We start from the raw sequence: 12,256 nt of genomic DNA, 5'->3' as shown, positions 1-12,256 counted from the left end.
TGCGGATCAACGAACGACTACCGTGCCCATCCTGGCAGTCAGGACGGCGACGCGCCCGGCGCGTCCCACACGTGGTTGATCGCGTGCTGGAACGCCACGTACCCCGCGCGGGCGAACGCGGCGGCCATCGGGACGTTGCCGAGGTCCGTGGCGGCGCGGATGCGGGGCACGCCGGTGGACGCGAGGACGCGGGTCCCCTCCGCCAGGACGTCGTCGATGTAGCCGTGCCCGCGGTGGGCGGGCAGGACGCCGATGTACGCGATCGTGTGGTGGTAGTTGTTCCGCGCCGGGACGACGAAACCGACCGGCTCGCCGCTGCCCGGCAGCTCGGCCACCCGCCACCACTCGCGCGGGGAGGCGTACTCCGCCAGCTCCTCGTCGTAGTGCTGCTCCGCCGCCTCGCGCGGGGTCAGGCCCGAAGCCAGGTCGGCCTGACCGTGCGCGTCGAGCGTGCCCTCCATCACGGAGGTCATCAGGCCCACCAGGTCCTCGCGGTCGCGGACCGGCCGGAACGCCAGCCGGTCCGTCGGCTCCGCCACCGGAGTCCCCGGCCGCCACTCCAGCCGCAGCCGCTCGACCAGCGGGCGGGCCCCCGACCGCTCCAGGACGCCGAAGAGCGTCTCCAGCTCGGCCCGGGTCTCCGGGACCTCGCGCCAGTCGGCCGGCAGGAACCGCCCGAACTCGGGGCGCCGCGTCCCCGCCGGGATCACCGCGGCCGTCGCCGTCTCCAGGAGCCGCAGACCGATCTCGGCGCGCTCCTCCTCGGAAAGCTCCGGGTCGAGGTCGAAGAAGTCGAGCGTGAACGGCTCCCCGCCGGCCTTGTGCGTCCACCAGGACAGCCGGCCGAGAAGCCGCTCACCGCGCACGGCCACCCACATCCACGCGGGGACGCGGCGGCCGGTGGCGAGGTCGTCGGCGACCTCGTCGTCGAGCGTGTAGGTCAGGCGCAGGAAGAGGCCGAGCTCCTCCGGGCCGGTGAGCGGGCGTATGACGAGTGCGTCGGGCACGTGGGTGGTCCCCCGGGGTCGCGGTGGTTCGAGCCGGCCGACCGTAGCAGTGATCTTGGAACGGGGGACAGGCCTTTTCCACGGCGCCGGGCGCGGGCGCGGACCCTCCCGCCGAGCCGCCCGGCGCCTCCCCGCGCCCGCCCGCCCGGTGCCCGTACCGCCCCTTCTGGACACTCCGGGGCCACCGGGCCGACAATCGGGCCTGTGACGACCCCTTTCGAGCTCCCGGCGAACTCCCCCCGGCTCTCCGACGCCGAGCGGGACCGGGCGCTGATGCTGCTCCGCGAGGGCGCCGCGCAGGGTCGGCTCTCGCACGACACCTTCCTGTTCCGGATGGAGCGCGCGCTCGCGGCCCGCGGCCCGGACGAACTCGACCTGCTCACCGCGGATCTGCGGGGTGAGGGCGCCTGGACCCGGCGGGTCGTCGGAGCGGTCGAGAAGGTGTCGGCGTTCACGGCGCGGCTGCGCCGGGCCTGGGCGGCCGAGCGGCTGCCGAAGCTGCTGCTGCCCCACCCCGGCCCGCACCCGCTGCGCATCGGCCGCGACCCCGTCAACGGACTGCGGCTGAGCCACGAGACGGCCTCCCGGCTGCACGCCGAACTGTCGATGCGGAGCGGGATGTGGGTGCTGCGCGACCTCGGCTCCACCAACGGCACCACGGTCAACGGGCGCCGGGTGACCGGTTCCGTCGTGGTCCGGGCCGGTGACGTGGTCGGCTTCGGCGAGATGACGTTCCGGCTCTCGCTCGACTGACCCCGGGAAAGCCCCCGTCACCCCCCGCGTCCTTCACCCGTCCGGCGGTACGCGGCGCGCGGCGCCGACCGGCCGGTGATGGGGTGGGAAGACGCGCGCCACGTCCGTCGGCCGCGGTACCCACAGCCCACCGACAGGGGACGCGATGAACGAGGCGCCGAACCGCGATGCGGACCACGGGATACCGGAGCACGGCACCCCGGGCCCCGGGAGGCCGGACCACCCGCCACGGGGCACCGGCGCTGACCCCTGGCTGCGGCTGCCCCCGATGGCCCCGGCGGCCCGCCCCGCCGCGCGGCCCGTCGCCCCGGTCCCCGGCCGGGTCAGGACCGCCGCCGCCGCACCGGCCGCCGCCGCGCCGGAGGCGCGGACCGTCGCCCCGAGCCCGTTCGACCCGGGCGCCGCCCACGACCCGCACCCCGTGCACCGCGTCCTGCGGGAACGGTTCCCCCTCACGTACGACCCGCTCCTGCGGGCCTGGGTCCTCAGCCGGTACACCGACGTGGCCACGGCCCTCACCGACGCCCGCTTCACCCACGGCCACCGGCCCGGCGACCCGCCCTGCGCGCGGGCGCACGTGGACGTCGACGTGGGCGAGCTGCGGTCCGTCGCCGAACGCACCGCGCACGTCCTCGCCCGCCGGCTCGCCGACCGCGCCCAGGCCGACCTGGTCGCCGACTTCTGCCGCTGGCTGCCCGCCGGGACCGTCGCCGCCGCCGTCGGCATCCCGTACCGGGACATGATGCGGCTCGTGCGGGGCCGGGCCGCCGGGACGCTCGCCGGCGAGTGCGGCGGCCAGATCGCCGTACGGGAGAAGGCGCTGGCCTCCTTCCTCGGCAACGTCCTCGCCGACCCCGAGCAGGCCGCCGCCCTGCGCGACGCCCCCGCCGGCCTGGTCGCCCGCGCCTGGAACGAGTCCCTGCGCCGTGACCCGCCCGTCCAGATCGCCGTCCGCCGCACCCGCGCCGAGGTGCCGGTCAGCGGCGGCGTCCTTCCGGCCGGCGCCTCCGTCGCCCTCCTCATCGGCTCCGCGGGCCGTGACCCGGAACGCTTCCGCGCGCCCGACCGCTTCGACCCGCTGCGCGACGACGCGGACCAGCTCACGTACGGAAAGGGCTTCTGCCCGGCGGTCCTGCTCGCCGGCTTCGAGGCGGAGTACGCCCTGCGGGCGCTGTTCACGGCCATGCCCCGGCTGCGTCTCGCCGACGGTTTCCGCCCCGCGCCCGCCGGCCTGATCACCCGCGCCCCCCGGAGCCTGATCGTCCGTCCGCGCGGCTGAGCCGTACCGAGAGCCCTTCTCACCGCTGCTAGGGTGACGTGCGCTCGTCAAGCGAGCCCATATCCATACCACTTTCAACGGGGATTGAAACGTGAAGATTCGTCATGTCCGCGCGCTCGCCGTCTTCGGCATCGCGCTCGTCGCCCTGACCGGTGCCCGGGGTTCCGGCGGCGGAGGCTGCGACAACCACGGCGGCTCCAGCAGCTCCAGCAGCAGCGGTTCCGGCGGCAGCGGCAGCCACGACGACAGCGGCTCCAGCGGTTCCGGCAGCAGCTCGGGCGGCTCGGTCCCCGGCACCGGCGGCACCGCCGACAAGGCGGCCCGCGACGTGACGATCGACAAGTGCCGGTACGAGCCGTCCCGCAAGGAGCTCGTCGGCCGGATCACCGTCAAGAACGACGGCTCCCTCGACCGCACCTACAGCGTCACGATGAAGTTCACCGGCAGCGGCGCCACCACGGCGACCGCGTTCAAGTCGGGCATCGCCGTCGCGGCGGGCGCCTCCGCGAGCGCCGAGGTGTCCACCCCGTACTTCGGCAGCGGTGACGGCTCCGAGTACACCAAGTGCGAGGTCACCCGGGCCAGCCGCTACTGACCGGCGCCCCGCGGGGGGACGCGCCCCTTCGGTCCGCGTCCCCCCGCACCCGCCCTCACGGGCGGTTGTGGATGTCCTTGTAACTGATCGGCGCGTCGTGCACCGCCAGCGGATGGTAGGTCACGCGGTCCTGCGCGGCCTGCTCCCGCGCCCGCTGCTCGATGAGCAGGCCCTCGGCCGACTCGGTACGGCTGTACCGGCGCCGGCGCCGCGTGAGCACCACGGTGAGCAGGACGACCAGGCCCCAGAAGCCCCCGAACATCACCAGCAGGGCGTTCATCGCCCTCACCCCTTCCCCCGTAGGGCGCCCGGCGGCCACCGCGAACGGCCCCGCCCGCCGGCGCCCTCAGTCGCGGATCCGCGCGAGCAGCGCCACCGGCCGCTCCGCGAACAGCTCCGCAGCCTTCGTCTCGGACGCGGGGCCACCCGTGAACTCACGGACCCCGTCCAGCACATCCTCCCACCTGCCCTCCGGCAGGACCAGCTCCGTGTCCTGCCACCCGCCCGCCCGCGCCAGCCGCAGCGGGAGCCGTGTCACCGCCGTGACGACCTCCCCGGCACGGGCGAAGGCGAGACAATGGTCCGCCGCCGGACCCTGAGCCACCAGCGGCGTGTACGAGCCGGACGCCCCGAAGACCTCCGGCCGCTCCCGCCGCAGCCGCAGCGCCGCCCGCGCCAGGACCGTCTTCTCGTCGTCGGCACCGGGCGCGAACGGCTCCCGGTTGTCCGGGTCCACCAGCGCCCGGTACTCCCGCTCCGTGTTCTGGTACAGCTCCGGCACCCCCGGCATCGTCAGCTGGACCAGCGCCGCCCCCAGCCGGTGCGCCCGGATGTGCGGCTCCAGGGCGAAGGCCGCCTCCGAGGCCGCTCGCAGCGGGATCCGACCGGGACCCGCCGCCACGAACTCCGCCACCGCCCGCTCGTAGCCCGGGTCGGGCTCCGTCCAGCCGGTCCGCAGCCCCGCCTCCCGTACCGACTTCAGCACGGCGGCCGTCAGCCGCTCCACGTCCGGCGTGCCGAAGCCGAAGGCCGTCTGCCAGGCCGTCCACGCCACGTGCGGATCGGGGGCCGGCACCCCGGAGACCTCCTCCAGGAGCGACGCCCACTCACCCGGGCACTGGGCGAGGACCGCGATCCCCGCCCGTACGTCCGCGCTGCGCTTGGTGTCGTGCGTGGAGAGCACCGTGCCGGTGTGCGGCCAGTCCCGGGCGATCCGCGCGCAGTAGGCGTGGAACTCCCCGGGAGACACGGCGGGCAGGCCAGGCTCGCCGCCCACCTCGTTGGCCGAGAGCAGCGGCGCGTACCGGTAGAAGGCCCGGTCCTCCACGGACTTGGCCCGCAGCGCCGAGGAGGTCTGCGCGAACCGGGCCCGGAACGCCCGGTGGTCCGGCCCGTCGCCGAGCGCCCCGAGGGCCAGGGCCCGTACGGTGTCGACGGCCGAGGCCTCCTCCTCCACCGCGAACGCGGCCTTGGCGCCCCGGGCCGCCTCCGGCGTCAGGACCTCCTCGCCGCCGGTCCGGTAGGTCCGGTAGACGGGGACGCGCACCAGCAGTTCCCGGACCGCGGTGCGCAGCGCCCAGGGAGCGTGGTCCCGCAGCGCCGGATCGGCGGCACAGATCCGCTCCGCGAGCCGGGTCAGCGCGGCCGTCTCGGCGGCCAGGTCGTGCCCCACCACCTCGTACGCGGCCCGGCGCGCCGTCGCCTCCCACCGCCCGCCGCGGTCCCCGGTGCTGCCGGTGTACGCCCGGTAGAGCGACGCGAGTTCCTCCGCTCCGTCGGCGTCGGTGAAGACCCCGTCGATCCGGCGCAGCGCGTCGTACCCGGTGGTGCCCGCCACCGGCCAGGCCGCCGGCAGCGCCTCCTCGCCGGTGAGGATCTTCTCCACCACCGTCCAGCACCGCCCGCCGGTCGCCTCCGCCAGGTCCTCCAGGTAGCCCTGGGGGTCGGCGAGGCCGTCCGGGTGGTCGATGCGCAGGCCGTCGATCACCCCGTCCCGCACCAGCTCCACGATCTTCGCGTGGGTCTCCGCGAACACCGCCGGATCCTCCACGCGCACGCCGATCAGGTCCGACACGGTGAAGAAGCGCCGGTAGTTGAGCTCGGTGCGGGCCAGCCGCCACCAGCCGAGCCGGTACCACTGGGCGTCGAGCAGCTCGTCCAGCGGCAGCTCCTCCGTGCCCGCCCGCAGCGGGAACTCCTGCCCGTCCAGACGCAGCGTCCCGCCCTCCACCCGCATCCGGTCCCGGACCTCCGGCAGCCGGGCCGGCAGCACCGGCAGCAGCAGGCGCCCGCCGCCCGCCGTCCAGTCGATGTCGAACCAGCGGGCGTACGGCGAGTCCGGGCCCTCCTGGAGCACCGCGCGCAGCGCCCGGTTGTGCGCCGGCGAGGCCGCCATGTGGTTGGGCACCAGGTCCACGACGAGCCCGAGGCCGTGCGCCCGCGCGGTCGCCGCGAGCGCCCGCAGCCCGGCCTCGCCGCCCAACTCGGCCCGTACGGACCGGTGGTCGGTGACGTCGTAGCCGTGGGTGGAGCCGGGCACGGCCTCCAGGACGGGGGAGAGGTGCAGGTGGGAGATGCCGAGCCCGGCCAGGTGCGGCACGGCCCGCTCGGCGGCGGCGAACGGGAAGCCGGGCTGGAGCTGGAGCCGGTAGGTGGCGGTCGGCGGGGTGTACGGGGCGGTACGGACCGGGTTGGGCGTCATGCGAACGTACGTACCCCGTGGCGGGGCTTCTGTGTCATCGCCCCGTGCGCCCGATCGGGTGAGGTGCGTTAGGTTCGCCCGATGCTGCGGATGTATCGCGACACGTTCTGTCTGCTCGGACCGGTGCTCCCGGCGCTCTCCTTCCTCGGCAGGCTGCCCACCGCCATGTGCCAGCTGGGCAGTCTGCTCCTGGTCGCGGAGACCAGCGGCTCGCTGGCCACGGCCGGACTCGCGGGCGGCGCCCTGGCCGCCGGGCAGACCGTCGCGGGCCCCGTGGTGGGCCGGCTCGCCGACCGGTACGGCCAGCGGGGCATCGTCCTCGCCGCGTCCCTCGCCAACGCCGGCGCCGTCGTGGCCCTCGTCCTCGCCGCGCTCGCCCAGGCCCCGACCGCCGCCCTGATGGTCCTCGGCGCGCTCGCCGGGGCCACCGTCCCGCAGGTCGGACCGCTGGCGCGGACCCGCTCGGTGGCCCTCGCCCGCCGTTCCGGCGCCGGTGACCGCACCGTCGGCGCGGTCCTCTCCTTCGAGGGCACCCTGGACGAGGTGTCGTTCGTGCTCGGCCCGGCCCTGGTGGGCCTCGCCGCCGCGCTCGCCCACCCGGCGGCCGCGCTGGCGGCCGCCGCGCTCCTGATCGCCGTCTGCGGCTCGGCCTTCGCCCTGCACCCCTCGGCCCGCGCGACCGCCCCCGGGCCCGCCGCGCGCACCACCCGAAAGGGTGCCGCCGAACGGACGCGGCTGCCGGGCGGCGCGTACGCGCTCCGGGTGACGATGGTCCTCCAGGGCGCCATGTTCGGCGCCTCCCAGGCCGGGATCACCGCCCTCACCGAGCGGCTCGGCGCCCCCGCCCAGGCGGGCCTCGTGTACGCGGCGATGGGCGTGATGAGCGCCGTCGTCGGCCTCTCCATGGCGGCCGTTCCCGCCCGGATCGGTCTGGTCACCCGGTGGCGCGCCGCCACCGCCGCGCTGGTCGTCCTCTCCGTACCGCTGCTGTTCGCCGGCTCGCTCGGCGCCCTGTACGCGGTCGTCGTCGTCCTCGGCGCGGCCTACGCGCCGCACCTCATCACGGTCTTCGGGCTCACCGAACGGACCGTGCCCGCCGACCGGCTCGCCGAGTCCATGGCCTTCCTCACCAGCGGGATCGTCGGCGGCCAGGCGCTCGCCCTCGCCGTGTCCGGGCGCCTCGCCGAAGGCCACGGCGCCCCCGCCGCCTTCGCGGTGGCGGTGGGGGCGGCCGTGGCCTGCGCGCTGCTGTCCTGGACGGTACGGGCCGGGGTCCCGGGCCCCTCCGTCAGACCGGCCGCCGCAGAACGGTCAGGCTGAGCGGCGCCAGCGTCACCCGCTCCCCGCCCGACAGCTCCGGCCCCTCCTGCGGAGGCATGCCCTCGGGGTCGGAGGTGTCGACCACCGTCCGCCAGTACCGGCCGTGGCTGTCCGGCACCGTGAACTCCAGCTCCTGCGCGGAGGCGTTGAACATCAGCAGGAAGGAGTCGTCGGAGATCCGCTCGCCCTGCGGCCCCGGCTCGGAGATGGCCTGGCCGTTCAGGAAGACCGTCAGCGCCTGCGCGTGCGCCGCCTGCCAGTCCCGCGAGGTCATCTCCTCGCCCTCCGGCGTGAACCAGGCGATGTCGGTGAGCTCGTCGTGCGTGCCCTCCACCGGCCGGCCGTGGAAGAAGCGGCGCCGCCGGAACACCGGGTGCTCACGGCGCAGCCGGACCATCGCCCGGGTGAAGCGGAGCAGGGTGCCCTCCGCTTCGCTGTCGCCCTTCGGCCAGCGCACCCAGGACACCTCGTTGTCCTGGCAGTACGCGTTGTTGTTGCCGCCCTGCGTACGGCCGAACTCGTCGCCGTGGCTGAGCATCGGCACGCCCTGCGAGAGCATCAGCGTGGCGAGGAAGTTGCGCATCTGCCGGGCCCGCAGCTCGTTGATGCCGACGTCGTCGGTCTCGCCCTCCGCGCCGCAGTTCCAGGACCGGTTGTGGCTCTCGCCGTCCCGGTTGCCCTCCCCGTTGGCCTCGTTGTGCTTCTCGTTGTACGAGACCAGATCGCGCAGGGTGAAACCGTCGTGGCAGGTCACGAAGTTGACCGAGGCCAGCGGCCGGCGGCCGTCGTCCTGGTACAGGTCGGAGGAGCCGGTGAGCCGGGAGGCGAACTCGGCCAGGGTGCGCGGCTCGCCCCGCCACAGGTCCCGGACGCAGTCCCGGTACTTGCCGTTCCACTCGGTCCACAGCGGCGGGAAGTTGCCCACCTGGTAGCCGCCCTCGCCCACGTCCCACGGCTCGGCGATCAGTTTGACCTGGCTCACCACCGGGTCCTGCTGCACCAGGTCGAAGAAGGACGACAGCCGGTCCACCTCGTGGAACTGCCGGGCCAGGGTCGCCGCCAGGTCGAAGCGGAAGCCGTCCACGTGCATCTCGGTCACCCAGTACCGCAGGCTGTCCATGATCATCTGGAGCACGTGCGGCGAGCGCATCAGCAGCGAGTTGCCGGTGCCGGTGGTGTCGTAGTAGTAGCGCGGATCGTCACCGAGCCGGTAGTACGAGGCGTTGTCCAGACCCCGGAAGGAGAGCGTCGGGCCCAGGTGGTTGCCCTCGGCGGTGTGGTTGTAGACCACGTCGAGGATGACCTCGATGCCCGCCTGGTGCAGCGCCCGGACCGCCGACTTGAACTCCAGCACCTGCTGGCCCCGGTCGCCCCAGGACGCGTAGGCGTTGTGCGGGGCGAAGAAGCCGATCGTGTTGTAGCCCCAGTAGTTCGACAGGCCCGCGTCCACCAGCCGGTGGTCGTTGACGAACTGGTGCACCGGCATCAGTTCGAGGGCCGTCACGCCCAGCTCCTTCAGATGCCCGATCACGGCCGGGTGCGCGAGGCCCGCGTACGTACCGCGCAACTCGTCCGGCAGCTCCGGGTGCAGCATCGTCAGGCCCTTCACATGGGCCTCGTAGATCACCGTGTGGTGGTACTCGGTGCGCGGACGGCGGTCGTCGCCCCAGTCGAAGTACGGGTTGACGACGACGGAGGTCATCGTGTGCGGGGCCGAGTCCAGGTCGTTGCGCGCGTCCGGCCGCCCGAAGGGGTACCCGTACACCGCCTCGCCCCAGCTGATCTGCCCCGACACCGCTCGCGCGTACGGGTCGAGCAGCAGCTTCGCCGCGTTGCAGCGCAGCCCCTGCTCCGGCTCGTACGGGCCGTGGACGCGGAAGCCGTACCGCTGTCCCGGCATCACGCCCGGCAGATAGGCGTGCCGCACGAACGCGTCGCTCTCGCGCAGCTCGACCGCCGTCTCCGAACCGTCGTCATGGATCAGGCACAACTCGATCCTGTGCGCGGCCTCCGAGAAGACCGCGAAGTTGGTTCCCGCTCCGTCGTACGTGGCGCCCAGGGGATACGCCCGTCCCGGCCAGACCTGCATGGATGCGACTCTTCCTCTTCTGTCCGGATACAGGGGATGTTCCTCGCCAGATCCTGCCCGAAAAGCGGGCAACCTCCTAGGACTTCGCCCCGTCCTACCGGGTGACCGAGACCGAGCGGGGGGAAGAGGGGGAAGTGTGTACGAAATAGCGCGCCGCCACCTGGGGAAGGTGGTGGCCGGAGCGGCGATGGCGGTGACGGGAACCGCCGTCGCGGTGGCCATCGGCATGCCGGGCACGGCGGGGGCCGACGACACGCCGAGCGGCCGGGGCGCCCCGGCCGCCGCCGGCACGGCCGGGCAGGTGACGGGCACCGGGAACGGCGCGGCTGGCACCAGCACCGGCGAAGGGGCCGGGGGAGCGGACGCGGCGGGCACGCCGCCGGCGGCCGGAGGGGCGCAGGGCGCGACCGCCGCGCCGCCGCCCGCGAGCGTGGCGCCGCCCGCGCCCGAGGGGGAGAAGGGGGTGGGCACCGACCCGCTCACCGACGACGAGCTGGCCCGAGCCGAGACGCTGGCGCTGACCCCGCCCGGCACCGCCGCCCGGCAGAACGCCGACGGCGGCCGGGGACCGCAGCACCTGGCGACCGAACTCGCCGACCCGCTGCCCGGCGAGGGCGAGACCGGCCCGGCACCGCGCCGCGCCGAGGTCCGCTTCTACGACTACGCGCGCGACGAACTCCTCACGCGCACCGTCAACCTCGACACCGGCAAGGTCGAGCGCACCGGCGTCCAGCGCGGCGTCCAGCCCTCCGCCCACCCCGAGGAGCTGCGCGAGGCCCTCGAACTGATCCTCGCGAGCCCGCTGGGCAAGGGCGTCAAGGAGGACTACAAGGACGCCACCGGCAAGGAGCTCACCACCACCGGCCAGCTCTGGTTCAACGGCGACGTCTACCGCACCTACCGCGAGGCGAACGTGCCCGAGCAGCTCGCCCGCTGCGGCGAGCACCGCTGCGTCCGGCTGGTCACCAAGGTCCTCAACGGGGCCTGGATCGACACCCGGAACCTGATCGTCGACCTCTCCGCCAGGACCGTCGTCCGCGTCGGCTGACCACCGCCGCACGGCCCTGCCGCCGCCTTCACGACCCGTACGAGGGAGTACGTCCGCATGTCCACCCAGCCACACCGGCGCGCCCGCACCCGCGGCGCCGTCCTCACCGCCGCCGCCGTGCTCGGCGCCGCCACGGCCACCGCCGGGCCCGCCACCAGCGCCGGCGCCGCGCCCACGCCGCCCCCGCCGACCGGCAACCGCTCCGTCAACGCCGACTGCTCGGCCGCCTACCGCATCACCCAGAAGCTCGACGGCGGTGCCGTCTGGCGCATGTGCTGGCGCTACAGCACCGACGCCGGCCTGATCCTCGACAAGGTCACCTACCAGCCGCCCGGCGCCCACGCCCCGGTCAAGGTCCTCAAGCACGCCCGGCTCGCCCAGATCCACGTCCCCTACGACGACGGCGGCGCCGAGTACGACGACCTCACCGGCGCCGGCTTCGGCTGGGGCCTGCAGAACCTCAAGCCCGCCGAATGCCCCGGCGGCACCCTCACCACCGTCAAGGTGCCCGAGGTCGGCCAGGTCAAGGGCCTGTGCACCACCACCCGCGCGCGCGGCCACGCCTACCGCATGGCCGCCGACTCCGGCAGCGGCGTCTACCAGGCCCAGGCCAAGGACCTGCTCGTCTACACCGTCAACAAGGTCGGCTGGTACGAGTACATCTCCGAGTGGCGCTTCTCCTCCGACGGCACCGTCGGGGCCAACGTGGGCGCCACCGGCAGCCTCTCGCCCGTCGACTACAACGCCACCGACGGACGCGGCTGGCCCATCGGCAAGGGCGCCCGCTCCTACGCCACCAGCCACGCCCACAACGTGTTCTGGAAGCTCGACTTCGGCCTCGACGGCGGCAAGGACCGCATCGAGCAGTTCGACTCCACCGTCACCGCGCCGCCCGCCGGCGGCGGTGGCCCCACCGTGAAGACCAAGCGCACCCCCGTCACCAAGGAACTCGCCGGGGACGCGAAGAACATGCGCTGGTGGCGCGTGGTCAGCGGCACCGGCAAGAACGCCGACGGCCACGCCCGCTCGTACGAGATCGTGCCCGGCCACACGAACACCCACGCCGGACGCGGCTTCACCCGGCACGACGTCTACTTCACCCAGGCCCGCGCCTGCGAGCAGTTCGCCAGCAACAACATCGGCGACTGCGGACCCCGCGGCGGCGACAGCGTCGACAAGTGGGTCAACGGCGAGACGCTCACCACGCCGTCCGTCTGGGTCAACATCGGGTTCCACCACATCGCCCGGGACGAGGACCAGCAGCCCATGCCCGTCCACTGGCAGGGCTTCCAGCTCGCGCCCCGCGACGTAACCGCTATGAATCCGCTCACTCCGTCCGAACTCGCCTCCCAGAACGGTCAGCCCGATCTGGGGAGTTGAGCAAACAGCTCACCGATCCTGCTGCACCGCCTCCCGCTCCCGGAGTACCCTTCCTTGATCGTTGTCGGATGTGCACAGACGGGC

General features: G+C 74.2%; 10 protein-coding genes. 6 read left to right on the top strand and 4 right to left on the bottom strand.

The window, feature by feature from the left end; all coding sequences use genetic code 11:
* Positions 1-38 precede the first annotated feature (38 nt).
* Positions 39-1,007 carry a GNAT family N-acetyltransferase gene (locus tag ABTY40_RS08845; RefSeq protein WP_352058869.1) on the bottom strand — a complete coding sequence of 323 codons (969 nt, stop codon included), beginning with the start codon at positions 1,005-1,007 and terminating at the stop codon, positions 39-41.
* Between the two features lie 204 nt (positions 1,008-1,211).
* Between ABTY40_RS08845 and ABTY40_RS08840 the strand changes: the two genes are divergently transcribed.
* From ABTY40_RS08840 to ABTY40_RS08830, 3 genes are all read left to right on the top strand, one after another.
* Positions 1,212-1,760 carry an FHA domain-containing protein gene (locus ABTY40_RS08840; RefSeq protein WP_352058868.1) on the top strand — a complete coding sequence of 183 codons (549 nt, stop codon included), beginning with the start codon at positions 1,212-1,214 and terminating at the stop codon, positions 1,758-1,760.
* A 145-nt stretch (positions 1,761-1,905) separates the two neighbouring features.
* Positions 1,906-3,039: a cytochrome P450 gene (locus ABTY40_RS08835; protein ID WP_502990524.1), complete on the top strand. Its 1,134-nt coding sequence runs from the start codon at positions 1,906-1,908 to the stop codon at positions 3,037-3,039.
* Positions 3,040-3,130: 91 nt separating this feature from the next.
* Positions 3,131-3,634, top strand: a complete 504-nt coding sequence (locus ABTY40_RS08830) for a hypothetical protein (protein WP_352058867.1) — start codon at positions 3,131-3,133, stop codon at positions 3,632-3,634.
* Between the two features lie 55 nt (positions 3,635-3,689).
* Here ABTY40_RS08830 and ABTY40_RS08825 read toward each other — a convergent pair whose 3' ends face one another.
* Positions 3,690-3,914 carry a hypothetical protein gene (locus ABTY40_RS08825; protein ID WP_345286059.1) on the bottom strand — a complete coding sequence of 75 codons (225 nt, stop codon included), beginning with the start codon at positions 3,912-3,914 and terminating at the stop codon, positions 3,690-3,692.
* A 66-nt stretch (positions 3,915-3,980) separates the two neighbouring features.
* Entirely contained in the window at positions 3,981-6,335 is a 2,355-nt protein-coding gene (gene treY / locus ABTY40_RS08820; protein WP_352058866.1) for a malto-oligosyltrehalose synthase, read from the bottom strand.
* Between the two features lie 90 nt (positions 6,336-6,425).
* Here treY and ABTY40_RS08815 point away from each other — a divergent pair, with 90 nt between their 5' ends.
* Entirely contained in the window at positions 6,426-7,655 is a 1,230-nt protein-coding gene (locus ABTY40_RS08815) for an MFS transporter (protein ID WP_352059074.1), read from the top strand.
* Here ABTY40_RS08815 and glgX read toward each other — a convergent pair.
* Positions 7,624-9,744: a glycogen debranching protein GlgX gene (glgX, locus tag ABTY40_RS08810; protein WP_352058865.1), complete on the bottom strand. Its 2,121-nt coding sequence runs from the start codon at positions 9,742-9,744 to the stop codon at positions 7,624-7,626. The two genes, ABTY40_RS08815 and glgX, sit on opposite strands and share 32 nt — an antisense overlap.
* Before the next feature lie 136 nt (positions 9,745-9,880).
* On the opposite strand from glgX, the gene ABTY40_RS08805 reads away from it, so the two are divergent.
* On the top strand, positions 9,881-10,792 hold the full coding sequence (locus tag ABTY40_RS08805) for a Tat pathway signal sequence domain protein (protein WP_352058864.1): 912 nt from the start codon (positions 9,881-9,883) through the stop codon (positions 10,790-10,792).
* A 57-nt stretch (positions 10,793-10,849) separates the two neighbouring features.
* Positions 10,850-12,172 carry a copper amine oxidase gene (locus tag ABTY40_RS08800; RefSeq protein ID WP_345286051.1) on the top strand — a complete coding sequence of 441 codons (1,323 nt, stop codon included), beginning with the start codon at positions 10,850-10,852 and terminating at the stop codon, positions 12,170-12,172.
* The last annotated feature ends 84 nt before the right edge of the window (positions 12,173-12,256 follow it).

Origin of the sequence: Streptomyces sp. NPDC126503 (assembly GCF_040302405.1) — a bacterium.
Lineage (GTDB): Bacteria > Actinomycetota > Actinomycetes > Streptomycetales > Streptomycetaceae > Streptomyces > Streptomyces gulbargensis.
This window is presented reverse-complemented; position numbering and strand designations above follow the sequence as displayed.

What these genes read in the sequence shown, in the direction of transcription:
- ABTY40_RS08835 (WP_502990524.1), top strand. Translation starts at nt 1,906, where the DNA reads ATGAACGAGGCGCCGAACCGCGATGCGGACCACGGGATACCGGAGCAC.
- ABTY40_RS08815 (WP_352059074.1), top strand. Translation starts at nt 6,426, where the DNA reads ATGTATCGCGACACGTTCTGTCTGCTCGGACCGGTGCTCCCGGCGCTC.
- glgX (WP_352058865.1), bottom strand. Translation starts at nt 9,744, where the DNA reads ATGCAGGTCTGGCCGGGACGGGCGTATCCCCTGGGCGCCACGTACGAC.
- treY (WP_352058866.1), bottom strand. Translation starts at nt 6,335, where the DNA reads ATGACGCCCAACCCGGTCCGTACCGCCCCGTACACCCCGCCGACCGCC.
- ABTY40_RS08825 (WP_345286059.1), bottom strand. Translation starts at nt 3,914, where the DNA reads ATGAACGCCCTGCTGGTGATGTTCGGGGGCTTCTGGGGCCTGGTCGTC.
- ABTY40_RS08800 (WP_345286051.1), top strand. Translation starts at nt 10,850, where the DNA reads ATGTCCACCCAGCCACACCGGCGCGCCCGCACCCGCGGCGCCGTCCTC.